The organism is Sinorhizobium sp. 7-81 (assembly GCF_030124405.1).
In the GTDB taxonomy this organism is placed as follows: domain Bacteria; phylum Pseudomonadota; class Alphaproteobacteria; order Rhizobiales; family Rhizobiaceae; genus Sinorhizobium; species Sinorhizobium psoraleae.
Map to the genome: position 1 here is coordinate 136435 of NZ_JASKLT010000007.1, position 18501 is coordinate 154935.

Annotated in this window: 17 protein-coding genes; 15 read left to right on the top strand and 2 right to left on the bottom strand. The window is 61.6% G+C overall.

Annotated elements, in window-relative coordinates; genetic code table 11:
• Positions 1 to 39: 39 nt before the first annotated feature.
• The 12 genes from QN224_RS22345 to QN224_RS22400 all read left to right on the top strand — a co-directional run bounded on the left by QN224_RS22345 (position 40) and on the right by QN224_RS22400 (position 12601).
• Complete coding sequence (locus QN224_RS22345) at positions 40 to 3036, top strand: SPOR domain-containing protein (protein WP_283978411.1); 2997 nt, start codon at positions 40 to 42, stop codon at positions 3034 to 3036.
• A 139-nt stretch (positions 3037 to 3175) separates the two neighbouring features.
• Complete coding sequence (gene nagZ, locus QN224_RS22350; RefSeq protein WP_283978413.1) at positions 3176 to 4192, top strand: beta-N-acetylhexosaminidase; 1017 nt, start codon at positions 3176 to 3178, stop codon at positions 4190 to 4192.
• A 75-nt stretch (positions 4193 to 4267) separates the two neighbouring features.
• Entirely contained in the window at positions 4268 to 5086 is an 819-nt protein-coding gene (locus QN224_RS22355; RefSeq protein ID WP_283978530.1) for a ScpA family protein, read from the top strand.
• The gene (scpB, locus tag QN224_RS22360) at positions 5079 to 5807 is read left to right on the top strand and encodes an SMC-Scp complex subunit ScpB (RefSeq protein ID WP_283978414.1); all 729 of its coding nucleotides are present in this window, start codon (positions 5079 to 5081) and stop codon (positions 5805 to 5807) included. Before QN224_RS22355 ends, scpB begins: the two co-directional genes overlap by 8 nt.
• A gap of 81 nt (positions 5808 to 5888) precedes the next feature.
• Positions 5889 to 6998 carry an ABC transporter ATP-binding protein gene (locus tag QN224_RS22365; RefSeq protein WP_173512755.1) on the top strand — a complete coding sequence of 370 codons (1110 nt, stop codon included), beginning with the start codon at positions 5889 to 5891 and terminating at the stop codon, positions 6996 to 6998.
• Between the two features lie 91 nt (positions 6999 to 7089).
• The gene (locus tag QN224_RS22370; RefSeq protein WP_173512756.1) at positions 7090 to 7296 is read left to right on the top strand and encodes a twin-arginine translocase TatA/TatE family subunit; all 207 of its coding nucleotides are present in this window, start codon (positions 7090 to 7092) and stop codon (positions 7294 to 7296) included.
• A gap of 71 nt (positions 7297 to 7367) precedes the next feature.
• Positions 7368 to 7982 carry a Sec-independent protein translocase protein TatB gene (gene tatB, locus QN224_RS22375; protein WP_283978415.1) on the top strand — a complete coding sequence of 205 codons (615 nt, stop codon included), beginning with the start codon at positions 7368 to 7370 and terminating at the stop codon, positions 7980 to 7982.
• Entirely contained in the window at positions 7979 to 8821 is an 843-nt protein-coding gene (gene tatC / locus QN224_RS22380; RefSeq protein ID WP_173512758.1) for a twin-arginine translocase subunit TatC, read from the top strand. Before tatB ends, tatC begins: the two co-directional genes overlap by 4 nt.
• 145 nt (positions 8822 to 8966) lie before the next feature.
• The gene (gene serS, locus QN224_RS22385) at positions 8967 to 10250 is read left to right on the top strand and encodes a serine--tRNA ligase (protein WP_283978416.1); all 1284 of its coding nucleotides are present in this window, start codon (positions 8967 to 8969) and stop codon (positions 10248 to 10250) included.
• A 25-nt stretch (positions 10251 to 10275) separates the two neighbouring features.
• Positions 10276 to 11046 carry a 5'/3'-nucleotidase SurE gene (surE, locus tag QN224_RS22390; protein WP_173512760.1) on the top strand — a complete coding sequence of 257 codons (771 nt, stop codon included), beginning with the start codon at positions 10276 to 10278 and terminating at the stop codon, positions 11044 to 11046.
• A complete protein-coding gene (locus QN224_RS22395) occupies positions 11043 to 11696 on the top strand; it encodes a protein-L-isoaspartate(D-aspartate) O-methyltransferase (protein ID WP_283978417.1) in 654 nt (217 codons plus the stop codon). Before surE ends, QN224_RS22395 begins: the two co-directional genes overlap by 4 nt.
• Positions 11697 to 11950: 254 nt before the next feature.
• Positions 11951 to 12601, top strand: a complete 651-nt coding sequence (locus QN224_RS22400) for a biotin biosynthesis protein BioC (protein WP_283978418.1) — start codon at positions 11951 to 11953, stop codon at positions 12599 to 12601.
• A gap of 107 nt (positions 12602 to 12708) precedes the next feature.
• Here QN224_RS22400 and QN224_RS22405 read toward each other — a convergent pair whose 3' ends face one another.
• Complete coding sequence (locus QN224_RS22405; protein WP_246299733.1) at positions 12709 to 12903, bottom strand: hypothetical protein; 195 nt, start codon at positions 12901 to 12903, stop codon at positions 12709 to 12711.
• Between the two features lie 13 nt (positions 12904 to 12916).
• Here QN224_RS22405 and QN224_RS22410 point away from each other — a divergent pair, with 13 nt between their 5' ends.
• Entirely contained in the window at positions 12917 to 14293 is a 1377-nt protein-coding gene (locus tag QN224_RS22410; RefSeq protein ID WP_283978419.1) for a peptidoglycan DD-metalloendopeptidase family protein, read from the top strand.
• Between the two features lie 73 nt (positions 14294 to 14366).
• Here the strand turns inward: QN224_RS22410 and QN224_RS22415 are convergent, their stop codons facing one another.
• A complete protein-coding gene (locus QN224_RS22415; protein ID WP_269276031.1) occupies positions 14367 to 15242 on the bottom strand; it encodes an ATP-binding protein in 876 nt (291 codons plus the stop codon).
• A gap of 304 nt (positions 15243 to 15546) precedes the next feature.
• Between QN224_RS22415 and yajC the strand changes: the two genes are divergently transcribed.
• On the top strand, positions 15547 to 15879 hold the full coding sequence (yajC, locus tag QN224_RS22420; RefSeq protein ID WP_153442401.1) for a preprotein translocase subunit YajC: 333 nt from the start codon (positions 15547 to 15549) through the stop codon (positions 15877 to 15879).
• 50 nt (positions 15880 to 15929) lie between these two features.
• Positions 15930 to 18500: a protein translocase subunit SecDF gene (gene secDF / locus QN224_RS22425; protein WP_283978420.1), complete on the top strand. Its 2571-nt coding sequence runs from the start codon at positions 15930 to 15932 to the stop codon at positions 18498 to 18500.
• Position 18501 lies beyond the last annotated feature (1 nt).

The window sequence follows — 18501 nt, forward strand, 5'->3', positions numbered from 1 at the left end:
GCACTGGCAAACGAACGCAGGCAATTGTGAGTGGAGAGTATGGCAGACAAACAATTCGCACGAAGCGGGCCGGCAGAATTCGACGTATTGGCCGACGATGATCCGTTGAGCGAACTTGCCCGCATTGTCGGTTACGATGCTCGGCCAGCCGTTCAGCAATTGCAGGAACTGCAGCGTCACCAGGAGGCCGTCCGGCGGGATCCCGCCTTCGACCTCGAGGAAGAGCTTCTTCGCGAATTTGACAGCTATGACGCTCCGCGTGCAGTTGCGGTTCATCCGGACAGCGGGCTTGTCGAACATCCGGTCGCCGGGGGCGTGACGGAACAGCATCACGCCAATCCGGATGGCGCTTTCGCGCCCGCTGAGGCGATTGCCGAGAACTTCGCCCCGGTGGTCGAAGACAGCGTTTCTCCGATTTCCGAGCCGATCGAAGACCGACATGACGATTTGGCTTCGCTGGCTCCTGTTGTCGACGCCGCGGCGCCGGCCGAACTCGATGCAGTCGACGTCGCCGAGTTTCCGGCGGTCGACCTGGAGCGCGAACTCGAACTTTCGCTCGGCTACGAGGACCTGTCGCTTGCTGAGGATGCGCAAGGTTCCAACGATATCCGCTCGAATGCCGGCGTTCAGTCGCACTCGGAGCAGCGTGAGGCGTTCGACGCGCCCGCTTTTGGTGCGTTGCATGTGCCTCTTGCTTTTCACGCGGCCGCCTTCGCCGGGGCGGACAAGCTCTCGGTAAGCTCGGAACCAGTCTTTATCGACATGGCGGACGAACTTGCCAGGCGCAACGAGGAAGCGGCTGCGGCTGCGGCTACTGACGTTGCCGTCGCAGCGCCGGTTGCCGCTTCGCCTGGCCCTCAGGACGATGTCGATCAGCTGCTTGCCGACGTTGAGCGTTTTCCAGTGCCGGTCGCGACAGGTTTGGTGGCAGCCGCCGTGGAGGCCCATCCGGCCGTTCATGCGCGCCCTGCTTCGCCCGTCAAGAAGAGTAGCTATCCTTTCAAGCCGACCTTCAGCCGTGCGACGCCGGTTGCGTCTGCGACTGGTGCGTCGCAGCAGCGCGCCTTTGCCGCGCCCATCGTCGAACCGAACGTGGCGAAAATGCCCGCAGCGCCCGCCGCTTCGCCGGTGGCGACGCCGGCGCCCGTTCTGGCGCCCGAGCCTGTTCAGGAGTTGGAGCCTGTTCAAGAGCTGGAGGCGGTCGAGTCGGAACCCAGCTTCGACATCGAGAATTTCGAACTGGAACTGTCTGAAATCGCCCTCGACATCGACCCGCCGAAAGATGATGTGCAGGGCGATGTCCAAACGGCGGCTGAACAGCCGGTTGTCGCTCATCCTGCATTGGTCGAGCCCGAGGCGCCGCCGTTCCTGCAGGCGCTGTCGGTCCCCGTTGAGGCCGAAATCCGCCGCGACGAGCCGCAGGCAGCGACGCCGGTGATCGCAGATGAGGAAGCTCCGGTCGAAAGCGTATTGCCTTTCGATCCCGCAATGATTGCCGAGCCGGAAAGCGGCGTGGCGCCGATCGCGGACGTCGACGTACCGCAACTGCCGGCCCTGGACGGCGAAGAGAAGCCCGTCGTCTATCCGACTGACTATGATTTGGATATCGACGCGGAGATGGCGCAGCTTTTTGGCGCACCTGCGCCACGGAGCGGTACGCGCGTCGACGATGACGGCGCTGATGCCACCGCGCTGCCTGCGGCGAAGCCACATTCTCAGGCGGTGGCGGTCGATGATTTCGATGAATTCGAAAAGGCGATGGAAGAAGACTTCCAGCGGTCGATGGCCGAGCGTCAAGACACGGCGCAGGATACAGAGCGTCTGGCGGCGCCGAGACTGGACCGCACCACGGAATACGGCGAGCGGGGCTATGGTCGCCGCTCGCAGCGTACGATGCTCCTGGCCGCCAGCGTAGCGGGCGTCATCATCCTTGGCGGGGCTGGAGTCTATGCCTGGATGGGTGGGAGCAGTGCCGTCCTGTCCGGAGATGGTCCGAAGATCATCCTGGCGGACAAGGAGCCGGTAAAGGTCGTCCCGGAAGTGAAGGGCGGCAAGACCGTACCCAACCAGGACAAGGCCGTCTACGATCGGGTCGCCGGAGCGCAGGGGGATGCACCTCGCCAGGAGGCCTTGGTCTCCTCGACCGAGGAGCCGATGGATGTCGTCCAAAGAACGCTGACGCCGGAGACTCTGCCGCTGGAAGGCAGCGAGGGTGAGGAGGCGTTGACGGCCGCCTTGCCGGCAGAAGACGAGGAAGTGGCGCGCCTGCTGCCTGACGAAGAAACAAGCGATGCCGCGTCGGCCGAGGAGGAAAAAGCTCCTGCGGTTGCGCCGCGCAAGGTCCGCACGATGATCGTCAAGCCCGACGGCACGCTGGTCGCTCGCGAAGAGCCGGTGGCTCCGCCGGCGAATGACGTGACGGCAAGCGGCAACGATCAATCCATTCCCGCGACCGCTTCCGGTCAGGCCGCGGCCTCCGGTTCGAAGGGGGCGGCAACCGTCGCCGATGCGGGCTCTGAACTGCGCGCCGGGGAACAACCGGCCGGCGGAGCCGAAAAGGTCGCCCTTGCCGCGCCAAGCGATGCTTCCGTTGAGGAGCTCGCTCCGGTTCGCAGTGTGAAGACGACAGCGGTTGGCAGTCAGCTGGCACCTGTGCCGCAGACGCGTCCGACAGGCCAGGACGATGCCACTGCTTCAACTAACGCAGCGAAAACGCCGGCGGAAAAAGAAGCCGTGACGGAAACGGCGAATGCCGCACCGGCCGCGCCGCTCGCGACCGCGTCCGTGCCCGCAGGCAGCTACGTGATCCAGATCGCCTCGCTGCCCTCGGAAGCAGAAGCGCAGAAGAGCTACAACAATCTCTCCGCGAAGTTCGCGGGCGTGATCGGTGGCCGCGGCGTTGATATTCGCAAGGCTGAGATCAGCGGCAAGGGCACCTATTACCGGGTGCGTATTCCGGCCGGCACGCGGGAGGAGGCCAATGCCCTTTGCTCTCGTTACAAGAGCGCAGGCGGAAGCTGCCTCGTGACGAAGTAAGTCCGGGAATGAAACAAGACGGGGCGCGGCAGAAATGTCGCGCTCTTTTCTTTTGCGGGACGACACTTTGTCTGTGAATGACCGAGGAACTGTGGCTTTGTGACTTCGCGCCGAACGGTGCGCGCACTATGATTCTGGGATGAGCGAATCAAAAGCATTTATTTCCGGCTGCAAAAGCCTTTCCCTGACCGAAGAAGAGCGGAGGTTCTTCGACGGTGAGCGCCCATGGGGCTTCATCCTCTTTGGCCGCAACATCGGCGAGGAAAATCAGATCTCCGATCTTGTCGCTCAGTTGCGCGACAGCATCGGTAATCCGAATGCCCCGGTGCTGATCGATCAGGAGGGCGGTCGCGTCCAGCGCATCCGCCCGCCGCTGGTTCAGCAATACCCGAGCGGTGCCGCCATCGGTGAGATATATCGCCGGGACCCGGAGCAAGGCTTGCGCGCCGCATGGCTTATGGGACGTCTCCATGCCTTTGATCTAATGCGGTTTGGGATCACGGTCGATTGCCTGCCGGTTCTCGATGTACCCGTGCCTGGCAGCCATGATGTCATCGGCAACAGGGCCTATGGCCACGATCCGGAGACGGTGACCGCGATCGGCCGCGCAATGAGCGAGGGGTTGAAGGCAGGCGGCATGCTGCCGGTGATGAAGCACATGCCGGGTCATGGCCGCACGTTCGTGGATTCGCACCACAATCTGCCCGTTGTGGAAGCCGGTCTCGAGGAGTTGCGGCGAAGCGATTTCCTCCCCTTCATCGCCATGAAGGACGAAGTCATGGCCATGTCGGCGCATATGGTCTTTACCGCGATCGATCCCGACAATCCGGCCACGACCTCGCCAAAGGTCGTGCGCGAAATCATTCGCGGCCATATCGGTTTCGACGGGCTCTTGATGTCGGACGATGTCTCGATGAATGCGCTTGCCGGGGATATGGCCGCTCGCGCCCGCGGGATTATTGGCGCGGGCCTTGATCTCGTCTTGCATTGTCATGGCATAATGGAAGAAATGAGGGCCGTTGCGGATGCGGTTCCGGTTCTGTCGGGCGATCGGCTGCGTCGGGCGAGAGCTGCGCAGGCGGCCTTCGGGAAGCCGGACGATGCGGACCAGGAAGCATTGAGGACGGAGTTCAACGCGATGTTCGCCCTGGCTTAGGCGAGAAAGCGGCGGAAAGGCGACTTGGTGAGCAATACGGGTGAATGGCAGCGCCAACCTGGAGCAAAGGCACCGATGGAGCCGTTGTGGCAGGAGGAGGCTGCCGATCGCGGATTGCATGAGGAGGCCCTCGTCGTCGACCTCGCCGGTTTCGAAGGCCCGCTGGACCTGCTTCTCCATCTCGCGCGCAGTCAACGCGTCGATCTTTCTCGCATCTCGGTGCTGGCGCTCGCGGAACAATACATAGCCTTCATCGAGCGCGTCCGTTCGATCCGCATAGAGCTCGCGGCCGACTACCTCGTCATGGCCGCGTGGCTTGCCTATCTCAAGTCCCGCCTGCTGCTTCCGCAACAGGCCAAGGATGAAGGTCCTTCCGGCGAGGAGATGGCCTCGGCACTGGCGTTTCGGCTGAAACGCCTTGAAGCCATGCGCGATGCAGCGACAAGGCTCGTCAACAGGAACCGCCTCGGCCGCGACGTTTTCCCCCGCGGGGCGCCCGAACATATCGTTGCCGAAAAGAGATCGGGTTACGACGCGTCCCTCTATGACCTGCTGACCGCTTACGCGAGCCTCAGGCAGCGCCAGGCGATAACGCAGGTGACGATCGAGAAGCGCCACGTCTGGTCGTTGTCCGATGCGCGCCTGATCCTGGCGCGGATGATCGGCAATCTCGACGATTGGACGGCGCTTGATCATTTTCTCCTCCGCTACATGACGAGCCCGAAAGAACGCGCAACGGCGATCGCGAGCTCCTTTGCCGCGTCACTCGAAATGGTTCGCGAGGGAAGGCTGGAGATACGCCAGGAGGGTGCCTTCGCGCCCATCTATCTACGGCGTGGACCAAAGCCGATCGATGCGGCAACCCTGGCGGAAATGGAGGCAGCGCGTGGCTGAAGCGCAGAAGTACTTGCCGGGGATGCCCGACGAAGAGATGGAGCACGAAGCGGTTACCCTCGATCCCAGGCTAGAGCGGGAAGCCGAACGGATCGCTGAGGCGCTGGTCTTCGCATCGGCTCAGCCTGTTTCCGAAACCTATATCGCGAGCCGGCTTCCCCGCGGTGCCGACGTCGGGCGGATCATGTCGCGGCTGAAGGCACTTTACGCGCCGCGCGGTGTCAATCTCGTCCAGGTCGCAGACCACTGGGCCTTCCGTACGGCCGCCGATCTCTCCTTCGTCGTTCAGACGGACGAACAGGAGGTCAAGAAACTGTCGCGGGCAGCCCTCGAGGTGCTGGCGATCATCGCTTATCATCAGCCGGTCACGCGCGCGGAAATCGAGGACATACGCGGCGTACAGACATCGAAGGGAACACTCGACGTTCTGATGGAGGCCGGCTGGGTGCGCTTTCGTGGACGCAGGCGGACTCCGGGACGGCCTGTCACTTTCGGGACGACGCGGGATTTCCTCGATCAGTTCGGCCTGGAGGAAATTCGCGATCTTCCCGGTATCGAAGAATTGAAGGGTGCCGGTCTCCTGTCCGGGCGCATTCCCTCGAACCTGCACATCCCGGTTCCTGCCGGCGAGGATGAGCTCCCCGAGAACGAGGATCCCATCACGCAAATGGACCTCGAAGAACTCGGCCTCTTGACACCGAAGGCTGAAGAAGACGATTAAAAATCCTGACTAGGAATATCGGCTTTAGATCCGGGCACGGGCATTTTGCCGCGAAGCCTTCGGTTCGAGGAATGACTGAGCATGGTTTCAGACCCACACAACGGCGCCGTCATGGCAACGCGACGGTCCGGGGTGTCGTTCGCGGCGAGCCTGGCATTCGAGAATATCAGCCACCGATATCATTCCAAGGAAACGATCAAGGGTGTCTCACTCACGGCGAAAGCCGGAGAAGTGCTTTGTTTGCTCGGTCCTTCGGGATCGGGCAAGACGACATTGCTTCGCATTGCGGCCGGCATCGAGATGCAGACCGGCGGCCGTCTCCTCCTGAACGGCCAGGAAATCTCCGGCCCATCCGTCTTTCTCCCGCCGGAAAAGCGCGGTGTCGGGCTGATGTTCCAGGATTTCGCCCTTTTCCCCCACATGACGATCCGCGACAATGTCTGCTTCGGGTTGACGGCCTTGCCGAAGAAGGAGGCATTGGTGCAGGCGGATGCGGCGCTGGAACGCGTCGGCCTATTGCATTACGCCGACCGCTACCCACATGTGCTCTCGGGCGGCGAACAGCAGCGCGTGGCGCTTGCCCGCGCGCTTGCGCCGCGTCCGGCGGTATTGCTGATGGACGAACCTTTTTCGGGCCTCGACTCTCGCCTGAAGGATTCGATCCGCGCGGATACGCTCGCCATTCTGCGCGAGACGCGCGCAACGGCGATCGTCGTGACCCACGATGCGGAAGAGGCTATGCGCATGGCGGACAGGATCGCCCTCTTGAAGGACGGGCGCCTGGTTCAGGTCGGCACGGCGGACGAGCTCTATCGGAAGCCGCGCGATCTTTTTGCGGCCGGGTTCTTTTCCGAGATAAATGTCTTTGACGCGCGTGTGCGGGGCGGCCGCGTCGAAACGCCGCTCGGAGCCGTGCCCGCGGGACAATACAAGGAGGGGCAGCCCTTGAGCGTCGCGGTCAGGCTCTCCGGCGTTCACCTCAAGGAGGAGGGCGGCGACATCCCCGCGCGCATCCTGTCGAGACGCTTTCTGGGCGTTGTCGAACTGTTGGAGCTTGCTGTGCCGCAATTCGAGCGTACAGTGCGGGCACGTATCCGCGCCGATCTGTTGCCGCAAGGATTGCGTGATGTCACGCTTTCGGTTAACGAGCGCGACATATTGCTGTTTGAAAAAGACGTCTCGACATCTTAGGGTCCGTCGAGAATGACGGCTTGCCGACGGCACGCCTGAAAATTGACAACGTAATGGGCTGTGGTTGAACGAGGCCCTAGGGAGTAAGTGCATGGGTTCCTTTAGCATCTGGCATTGGCTGATCGTCCTGGTGGTGATCCTGCTGCTGTTCGGCCGCGGCAAGATCCCGGAACTGATGGGTGATGTGGCCAAGGGCATCAAGAGCTTCAAGAAGGGCATGGGCGAAGACGACACCGCTCCGACCGACAAGACGATCGACGGCAAGACCGTCGAGCACAAGTCTGACGAAGTCCGCTAACGAGCAGAAGCTGGCGAGACCGGGCGGATACATGCCCGGTCGACCGCGTCACGGGTTGTAGGGCACGTTGGATGCTTGATATCGGCTGGACCGAGCTTGTTGTTATCGCAATCGTCTTGATTGTCGTCGTTGGGCCGAAGGATCTGCCGCCGATGCTGCGGGCCTTCGGTCGGATGACGACGAAGTTGCGCGGGATGGCCGCGGACTTCCGCCATCAATTCGACGAGGCCTTGCGCGAGGCGGATCTCGATGAAGTGCGCAAGACGATCAGCGATGCGCAAAGTCTCAATCCGACCGCGGCGTTGCGGGACGCTATGAATCCGTTGCGCCAGCTCGGAAACGAGATCAAGTCCGATCTGCAGAAGGCGACGACGCCCGATAAGCCGGCGCAACCGGCACCGGAGCAGCCTGCGGCCGAACCGGTGAAAGCCGAAGCTCCCGTGGAGGCCGTGGCGAAGCCGGCCGAAGTTGCCGCGGCAACTGCAAGCGAGCCGAAGATAGAAGAGAAGAAGGCGAAGAGCGCCGTCAAGGCCAAAGCCGCACCGGCCAAGAAGCCTGCCGCCGCAACGGCAAAGAAAACCGCGGGTAGGGCACCCGCAAAAAAGGCAGCCGCAACCGCCGAAGGGCAGGCCGAGACCAAGACGCAGAAGGCGCGCGCGGCTTCGCGCAAGAAAGGTGACGCATGAGCGGCGATATCGAGGACCGGCCGCAGCCGCTGATCGAGCATCTCGTCGAGTTGCGCACGAGGCTGATGTGGGCGGTCGGCGCATTTTTCGTCGCCTTTCTCGTCTGCTTTTATTTTGCCAAGCAGCTGTTCAACTTTCTCGTCCTGCCGTTCAAATGGGCGGTGAGCTGGGCCGGCCTCAGCCATCGGAATGTCGAGCTCATCTACACTGCTCCGCAGGAGTTCTTCTTCACCCAGATCAAGGTTGCGATGTTCGGCGCTCTGGTGATCGCCTTTCCGGTGATCGCCTCGCAGGTCTACAAGTTCGTTGCGCCCGGTCTTTATAAGAACGAACGCGCAGCCTTCCTGCCGTTCCTGATCGCTTCGCCGGTCCTCTTTCTCCTCGGCGGCGCGCTGGTCTATTTCTTCTTCACGCCGATGGTCATGTGGTTCTTCCTGGCCATGGAGCAGGGCGGCGGCGAAGGGCAGGTGGCGATCCAGCTCCTGCCGAAGGTGTCGGAATATCTGAGCCTGATCATGTCGCTGGTGTTCGCCTTCGGCTTGGTTTTCCAGTTGCCCGTGGTTACGACGCTGCTTGCGCGCGTCGGTTTCGTCACGGCTCAGGGGCTCGCCGAGAAGCGCAAATATGCGATCGTCATCGCCTTTGTCGTCGCGGCCGTTTTGACGCCGCCCGACCCGGTTTCCCAGATCGGTCTTGCACTGCCAGCCATCCTTCTCTACGAAATTTCCATCTATACGGCGCGACTCGTCGAAAGACAGCGCGCGAGAGACGCACTCGCAAGCGAGATCGCCTCTTCGCAGGAAAGTTCCTCCGAGACGACCGGACCCGCGAAGGGCTGACTGTCTGACGTTCTCGCGCCGTGACCTGCAGCGCCGCGCGTCTGTTCAGACGCGCAAGGGCCGCTGTAGCACTTTGAATCGCTGCATGATTTCTTGGATCGAAGCCGGTTTGAGGAGCATGGGGCAACCAACGCGTGGAACGATTATGCTCGATATCAAATGGATCCGTGATAATGCCGACGTGCTCGACGATGCCCTGGCGAAACGGGGCGCGGAGCCGTTGTCTGCGTCGTTGATTGCGCTGGATGAGCGCCGCCGGTCAATTCTTCAATCGCTGCAGGACATGCAGTCGCGCCGCAACGCCGCCTCCAAGGAGATTGGCGCGGCGATGGCGCAGAAGAACGGCGAACTGGCGGAAAGACTCAAGGCGGAGGTCGCTGAGCTCAAGAATTCCATGCCGCCCCTGGAAGAGGAAAGCCGTGGCATAGAAGCTGAGCTTTCGGATGCACTCTCGCGCATTCCCAATATCCCGCTCGAAGATGTCCCGGTCGGTGCCGACGAGGCGGCCAACGTTGTGACGCGGGTTGTCGGCGCGAAGCCGACCTGGAATCACAAGCCGCTCGAGCATTTCGAAGTTGGCGAGGCGTTGGGGCTCATGGATTTCGAAGGCGCCGCGCGGATTGCCGGATCGCGCTTCACGATCCTGAAGGGGCAACTTGCCCGCCTCGAACGAGCGCTTGGCCAGTTCATGCTCGATCTGCACACGCAGGAGCACGGATATATCGAGGTGCAGCCGCCGCTGCTCGTCCGTGACGACGCGATGTACGGCACCGGGCAACTGCCGAAGTTTGCGGAAGACCTCTTCCGCACCACGGACGAACGTTGGCTGATCCCGACGGCGGAAGTTCCGCTGACGAATATGGTTCGCGAGCAGATCCTCGACGGAGAGAAGCTGCCGCTGCGCTTTACCGCCTTGACGCCGAGCTTCCGTTCGGAGGCCGGTTCCGCCGGACGCGATACACGCGGCATGCTGCGTCAGCATCAGTTCAATAAGGTCGAGCTGGTTTCGATCACCGATGCGGAAAGCTCTATCGACGAACATGAGCGCATGACCGCCTGTGCCGAGGAAGTGTTGAAGCGCCTGGGGCTGCACTATCGGGTCATGACACTCTCGACCGGTGACATGGGCTTCGGTGCGCGCAAGACCTATGACCTTGAGGTCTGGCTGCCGGGTCAGGATACCTACCGCGAAATCTCGTCCTGCTCGGTCTGCGGCGATTTCCAGGCACGCCGCATGAACGCGCGCTACCGCACGAAAGAGGAGAAGGGAACGAGATTCGTTCACACGTTGAACGGTTCGGGCGTTGCCGTCGGGCGCGCGCTGATAGCCGTTCTCGAGAATTATCTGAACGAGGACGGCTCCGTCGCGGTGCCGGACGTCCTTGTTTCCTACATGGGCGGCCAACGGCGCATCGAGAAAACAGCCTGAGCGCGAGAAGCGGAAGAGAACCGGAATGCGGATCCTGCTGACGAACGATGACGGCATCCATGCCGAAGGACTTTCGGTGCTGGAACGGATCGCGAGGACAATTTCGGATGACGTATGGGTGGTCGCGCCGGAAGTGGACCAAAGCGGCCTTGCCCATTCGTTGACGCTTTCCGAACCGCTGCGTCTGCGCCAGGTCTCGGAACGGCGCTTTGCCCTGAGGGGAACGCCGACCGATTGTGTGATCATGGCGGCCAAGAAGCTTCTCGACGGCAAGCCGGATCTGGTCCTTTCGGGCGTCAATGTCGGCGCCAACCTTGCGGATGACGTTACCTATTCCGGCACCGTGGCCGGCGCCATCGAAGGGACGCTTCAGGGAATCCGGTCGATCGCGCTCAGTCAGGCCTACCAGCACACGCTCGGCAGGGACGTTCCGTGGGACGTGGCAGAGACCCACGCGCCGGCATTGATCCGCACTTTGCTGGACGTCGAGTTGCCGGTTGGTACGCTCATCAACCTGAACTTTCCGAATTGCGCCGCCGAAGCCGTCGCGGGGGTGGAAGTCACCTCGCAAGGCAAGCTTGAGTTCGGGCTCACCATCGACGAGCGCACCGACGGCCGCGGTTTTCCGTATTTCTGGCTGCGCTTCGGCGAGCGCGCCGGCGATTTTCGTGACGGAACCGACATTCACGCTTTGCGCGAGAACAAGATCTCGGTAACCCCGCTTAAACTGGATTTGACCGACTATACCGTCCAGGATCGTATAGCGCGCGCATTGCGAGAAGGGACTGTCGCTTGAACGGACGCGTTTCCCAGCAGGAGGGATTTGCAGCGATGGTGCTGCGACTGCGCGGCGAAGGAATTGCGAATCACGATCTGCTGAAGGCGGTGGAACAGACGCCGCGCAGCCATTTTGCTCCGCCGCAATACCAGGCCGAGGCCTATTCCCAACGATTGATACCGCTCGATTGCGGGTCGTTCATGGAAGGCTATGATTTCGCCGTGCGGCTGTTGCATTGCCTGAACATCAAGCCGGGGCAGCGCATTCTCGAGGTCGGCGCCGGCAGCGGCTTCACAGCGGGCGTGATGGGGCGTATCGCCGAGCGCGTATTGACGGTCGATCGATATCAGACACTGGTGAGTTCGGCGCAGAAAAACCTGGAAAAAGCCGGCATTCGCAACGTCGTCGTCCGGCAGGCTGATGGCAGCGCGGGCGTGCCGGGCGAGGGCACGTTTGACCGCATCCTGATCACGACGGCATTCAACAGCCTGCCTCGCATGTTTTCCGACCATCTGGTCTCCGGCGGAACCTTGCTGGTCCCGATCATGATGAGCGAGACGCTATGCCGGATCGTTCGCGTCAATCGCACCGGCAGCCGGTTCGATCGCGAGGACCTGTTCGACGCCCCGTACCTTCCAATCGTGCCGCAGCTTGCATCATTCCTCTGACGCGCCCTTACGATAATCAGGAATTCAAAGTGCTACAGCGAGCGTTGCGCGTCTGGAAGGACGCGTGGTGCTGTAAGTTGCCACTGCCGAATTGCATCTCCGGCTTTCCCCAAACAGACGGTTAATGGATTCTTAACGGAATCCAGCCTGGCGCAAGCTTGTCGCCATAGGCCAGAAAGGCACGACGGATTTGGGCGCGGTATGCGCGTGTTCTGCGTTTTTCGTTTTGCTCGTGCAAATGACGGAGACGGCGGATGCAGATTGCGAACAGGTTGACTGCGGCAACGGCCGGCGACGGCTTGGGCAACCTCGCTGGACGTCCGGCCGACCAGGTTGTTGCCGGGAGCAAGGACGAGAGCGGAACGCAAGCCTCGCAAGCGGGCTTCTTCGATCCGACACCGCGCATCTCGCTGTCGGTCGATGCCCTCCTCTATCTCAGCCGCACGAAAAAATCGCCGGAGCGATTGCCGCCTCTCACCAGGGAGGAATGGGACAACAAGCTTTCACCGCAACTGGCGTCACGTGAATACCAAGCCTTCGGGAGGTTCGCCGAGACCGGCGACTACAAGGCTTATTACAGAGCCTTCATCGAATATTACGACAGTCTCCGTCCAGAGGATCAGCACAGCCTGCGCTATTTCGGGACACGCGAGGCGGCTGTCGCCGGTTTGCGGTCGCTTGAATACGACGCTGAAAGCGGTCTCGATGTCGAGGCCAATTTCCAAACCCTGGTCAGCGTTTTCCTGGACGAGGATAAGGTCGCCCAGCCCGAAATCCCGCGCTCGTCTTCTCGGACAGGAGGCGGTCCGTTTGATTGGGACAAATCCAATATCAATTACGAAGATCAACCGCCTGAGCAGAGAACCGTGTCTGAGATCGAGCGGCTCTATTCCGAGCTCTTCTAGCCGGGTGCATGCCTTTCCCTGCCAGGCAAGGAAGGACGTAGGCGGCTATGGTTAGCGTTTCGTCAAATTGGGTGCCGTCCTTAACCGGCCGGTAACTCTAATGCGCTTTAATCATTCCACAGCGAGTTGCGTTCGGAGTGGGTAAGCGTCATGCGTAAATTTGTATCTCCCAGTGCAGGGAAGTCCACGATCCGCCTGTGTGCGGCGATCTTGCTGGCAGGCGCTGCCACCGGTTGCAGCTCGGATGTCAGCCGCTTCAGCGGACTTTTTTCAAGATCTGACGATATAACGACCAGTTCCATCCCGCAAAATACCATGCCGGTCCCGCGGGGCGATGTTGCGGCCGGCCAGCTTGCGGCGGCTCCGTCTGGTGGGGGCGGCGCGACTTTCGGTCAGCCGTATCCGGTGGCCAGCCAGAACACCGTTTATGCACCGGCTCCCGTTTCCAGCGCGCGCGTCGCCTCAACGCCGATGAGTGTTCAGCGTACTGTACTGGCGGACCCGTCCGTGGCTGCTCCGCGGTCGCAACCGCAGGCGCTTCCCGCCGAACGGCAGGCGCAGCCGGTGGCTGTCGCCAAGGCCGAGACTCTGTCTGCGACGGCAAGGGAGACGGCAAGCAAAGGTGGTTGGGGCACCCAGAACGCACCGTCGGTCATGGTTCGTCCGGGAGATACGGTCGCCACCCTCGCCAAGCGTTTCGGAGTGCCGGAGAGAGAGATCCTGAAGGCGAACGGCTTGAAGTCGGCAGGTCAGGTAGAAACCGGCCAGCGCCTTGTGATCCCGACATTCGGTGTTGCGAGCAGCGCTGCGAAGGCGGCCGCCTCCAGCTCGATCCCCGATCTCGATGGCGGTAACAAACGGCCGTCGCCGTTGCCGACGGAAAAACGCGAGGCGGCAATCCTTCCCGGCCAATCGCAGACGCGTGAAAAGAGCGAAAGCCGCAGCGATGTCGCCGCAGGCAAGCTTTCGTCCAAGGGAGAAGGCAGCGGCGGTGACGGCCTCTACACGGTCAAGCCGGGCGACTCGTTGAACCGTATTGCCAAGGCGAACGGTGTGTCGGTCAGCGCCTTGAAGCAGGCGAACGGCCTGACGGCCGAGGGGATCCGCATCGGCCAAAAGCTGAAGATGCCGGGCGCGGCTCCCACAGCGACGGATGCGCTGGCGACGGCTTCGGTGCCGACCAAGAAGGCAGAGACCAAGGTCGCTTCGCTCGAGCAGGGCAAGCCTGCCGAATACAAGCCGCCGGTCGCGAAGGAGAGCGTTTCGGAAGTCGCGATCAAGTCGGATATCGACGAGGACCTGCCGAAGTCGACCGGCATCAGCAAGTATCGGTGGCCGGTGCGCGGCGCGGTCGTTGCCGGATACGGTGCGAATGTCGACGGCAACCGCAACGACGGCATCAACATCTCTGCGCCCGAAGGAACGCCGATCAAGGCGGCCGAAAATGGTGTGGTCATCTATTCCGGCAGCAGCCTGAAGGAACTGGGCAATGCCGTTCTGGTCCGCCACGACGACGGCACTGTTACGGTCTACGGCAATGCCTCCGAGCTCAAGGTGCAGCGCGGACAGAAGGTGCAGCGCGGCCAGACACTCGCTGCCTCGGGCATGACCGGCAAGGCGACCCAGCCGCAGGTGCATTTCGAGGTGCGCAAGAACGCTACCCCGGTGAACCCGGCGACCTATCTCGAATAGAGCAATTCCAGGAAAAGTGTGTAACGGTTTTCCGTCCGGAATTGCGTGATTTCAAAGAGTTGGGCCTCCGAAATTATGCGGGATCGCCGAGTTGCCGGCGGAGACGGCCGGCCAGATCCTGAATGAACTGCCAAGCGACGCGGCCGGATCTCGATCCCCGCGTCGTTGCCCATTCCAGCGCGTCCGCATGCAGCGTCTCCCGTTCGACCTGCAGGTCGTAGTAGCGGGCGTATCCGTCGACCATCGCCAGATAATCATCCTGGCTGCACTTGTAGAAGCCTAGCCAGAGGCCGAAACGGTCCGACAGCGAGACCTTCTCCTCAACCGCCTCCGATGGATTTATCGCTGTCGATTGCTCGTTTTCCATCATATTGCGAGGCAGCAGGTGCCGGCGGTTCGAGGTTGCGTAGAGCAGAACGTTGGCGGGGCGGCCTTCCACGCCACCGTCGAGAACCGCTTTCAGCGACTTGTAAGACGTATCGTCATGGTCGAAGGAAAGATCGTCGCAGAAGACGATGACCGGCATCGGCGCCGCTTTAAGGATCTCCATCAGAACCGGCAGGCTTGCGATGTCTTCCCGGTGCACTTCGACAAGCTTCAATGCACTGCCGGTTTCGTGTGCGACTCGTGCATGGACCGCCTTGACCAGCGAAGACTTGCCCATGCCGCGCGCGCCCCAAAGAAGCACGTTGTTGGCGGGATAGCCTTCCGCGAAACGAAGTGTGTTGTCGAAAAGGATGTCGCGCACGTGGTCGACGCCCGTAATGAGCGCGAGGTCGATTCGGTTCGGCTTCGCCACCGGCTGCAGATGGCGATTGGCCGGCGCCCAGACGAAGCATTCTGCCTCGCTCCAATCGTTCACGGCAGGCGCCGGTCCCGCGATCCGCTCGATAGCCGCCGAAAGCTTCTGCATCTCGTTGATCAGAACATCGATCTTGTTTTCCTGCATCTGCTTGTCTCCGGTACCGCGCGGCGCTGGCGCTTCGTGCATCTGTAATTCCTTGAATTGCCGCAGGTTTGGTCTGCTGGAATTATCCGTAGACAAAGCCGCGCGGCAGCTTTTTTCCGGTAGCACGACGGTTTGCGCTGGAAAAGGCCAGGCGCGAGTGCTCGGGGGGTTCTCCTCCCGCGGAATTTGTGTCAGAGGCAGGAGAAACGGATAGGGGCGGCCGATTTGCGTCGCGGCGCCGCATTCCTATATTCCGGCGGATTTCGCGCGGGGATCCGCGCAATTTGAACTTAAGGAGTGATCGATGTTCATTACCGAAGCTTTTGCGCAGACTGGTGCCCCGAGCGCGGGCGGTGCAGACATTTTGATGTCTATTCTGCCTTTCCTCCTGATCTTTGTTGTCATGTATTTCCTGATCATCCGCCCGCAGCGCGCGCAGATGAAGCGTCGCGAGGAGTTGCTGAAGAACATTCGCCGCGGTGATCAGGTCGTTACCGGCGGCGGCATCGTTGGCAAGGTCACGAAGGTGGTCGATGATGCGGAACTCGAGGTCGAGATCGCCGACGGCATCAAGGTTCGCGTCGTCCGCAGCGGGGTCTCCGAGGTTCGCGTGAAGGGCGAACCGGTCAAGGAATAACTCGGGCACGAACCGCAACCGGCAGAGCCGGCGAATGGAGCATTTAGAGCATGCCCAAGTTCTCGCCGCTGAAAAACGCGATCATCTGGCTCGTCGTCCTGGCCGGTTTTGTTCTTGCTCTGCCGAACCTCTTTTCCAAGGAAGAACTTGCGGAATGGCCCGCCTGGGTGCCGCAGCGGCAGGTGCCGCTCGGCCTTGATCTTCAGGGCGGTTCCGATTTCACGCTAAAGTTGGTCCGCGACGATATCATCTCCGAGCGGCTCGAGACCACGATCGATGCGATCGGTAAGGCGCTTAGGGACGCGGATATCGCCTATACGGGCCTGTCGGGCAGCGGGCAGGCAATTCAGTTCCGGGTTCGTGATGCGACGAAGGTCTCCGCCGCGCGCGACGCATTGCGTGAACTCACCGCTCCCGTCGACAGCGCCGGTCTCATTCGAAACCAGGTTCAGGAGCTGGTTTCGGAAGGAGCGGAGCAGGGCGAGGCGGTTCATCTGCGGCTCACCGACGAGGGTATAGATCTCAGGGTGGCCTCGGCGGTGACCGAAGCTATCGAAGTGGTGCGCCGGCGCATCGGTGAAGTCGCCTTCGCGGAGCCATCGATACGCCGTAGCGGTAACGATCGTCTCGTCGTTCAAGTACCCGGATTGGACGATCCGCAGCGGCTGAAGGATCTCCTCAGCCAGCGCGCAGAGCTCACGTTCCGGTGGCTCGATCCATCGATGCCGGTGCAACAGGCGGTCGACACGAAACCGCCGGCAGCAAGCGAGGTGCTTTATTCGCTCGACGATCCGCCGGTTCCGTATCTAGTCGAAAGGCGAGCCTTCGTCGCGGTCAGGGATGTTGTCGAGGCGCAACCTGATTACGACCCCACAACCGGCGAGCCTGTTGTCAGCTTCAAGCTCGACGCCGACGCGCTGGCGCGCATCTCGCCGCTTGTGGAGGCAGACTCCAGAAGGCAGTTCGCGATTGTACTTGACGGGCAGGTGGTGTCGACACCCGCGCTCGCCGATGCGATTAGCGGCGACACTGGTCGGATCTCTGGAAACTTGTCCGAGGACGGTGCCAAGAACCTCGCCGCTTTGCTGCGCGCCGGGCCACTCCCTGCGACCCTGACGGTGGTCGAGGAGCGCACGGTCGGCCCCGGTGTCGGAACCGACGCCATCGCAAGCGCGTGGAAGGCTGGTATGATCGCCGCGCTCGCGGTCGCAGCGTGCATGATCGCTTTCTATGGCTTCTTTGGCGCCATTGCGGTGGTTGCGGTCATTGTGAACGTGGTGCTGATCATTGCGGCGCTCTCTCTGATCGGCGCGACTTTGACCTTGCCGGGAATCGCCGGGATCATTCTCACGATCGGTGTCGCAGTCGACTCGAACGTTCTTATCTACGAGCGCCTTCGCGAGGAGGCGCGCGGCGCTGGACCGTTGCGAAAGGCGCTCGATACAGGCTTTTCACGCGTCTTCAGCAGCATCGTCGATGCCAATCTGACCATGGCGATCGCCGGTGCCATTCTGTTCTATTTCGGTTCCGGCGCCTTTCGCGGCTTTGCCGTGACGCTGGCGATCGGAAGCGTGACGACTATCCTGACGGCGCACAGCCTGACACGCCGTCTGGTTCGCGGCTGGTATCGTCGTCGTCGACCCTTGCGGTTGCCGAGAGGCATTCGCACCGGCTTCTTCAGCGAGGCGGATATTCGGTTCATGGCGATCCGCAATCCGGTTTTTATTCTGATGGCGGCGCTGTCGCTTGCCTCGCTCATCTTGCTGGTCAGCCTGGGACCTAACTTCGGCGCGGACTTCAAGGGCGGGTCGATAATCGAATTGAGGGCGAAGTCTGGTGTGGCCGACAGTGCGGATCTCCGCGCTCGCCTCGACGAGTTGAACCTCGGGGAAGTCCAGGTGCAAGAACTCGGCACGGAACGAGACGTCCTCGTCCGCGTTCCTTCCCAGGAGGCGGGTGATAATGCCGAGCAGACAGCGATCGGATTGGTGCGCGCCGAACTGGAGGACCAGTACACATTCAGGCGGGTGGAGGTTGTCGGACCAGCCGTTTCCGGCGAGTTGATACGAGCCAGCAGCCTCGGCATCGGCGCAGCGGTTCTAGCCATTCTGCTCTACGTCTGGATCCGGTTCGAATGGCGATTTGCTCTCGGTGCGATGATAGCCACCCTGCACGACGTATTGCTGACCATCGGCTTCCTTGTCGTCACGCGCACGGAGTTCAACCTTGCGACCATTGCCGCCTTGCTGACCATCGTCTGCTTTTCACTGAACGATACCGTCGTGGTTTACGATCGCATCCGCGAGAATTACGTGCGCTATCGAAAGATGTCCCTCTCGGTGCTGATCGACGCGTCGATCAACCAGACGCTTTCGCGTACGGTGTTGACGGCCGTCACGACAATATTGGCGCTCGCGGCGCTGTATCTGTTCGGAAACGGCCTTATTCGCTCCTTCAGCATGACGTTGCTTTTCGGGGTTGTTGTCGGAACGCTCTCGTCGATTTATATCGCAGGCCCGGTTCTCATACTCTTCAACCGCAGAGGCGGCCGAGCAAGGGGCGGGCAGGATTCTGCCAGCGGTGATGACAAGCCGGCGAACACCGCAACAGGGACAGCCTGAC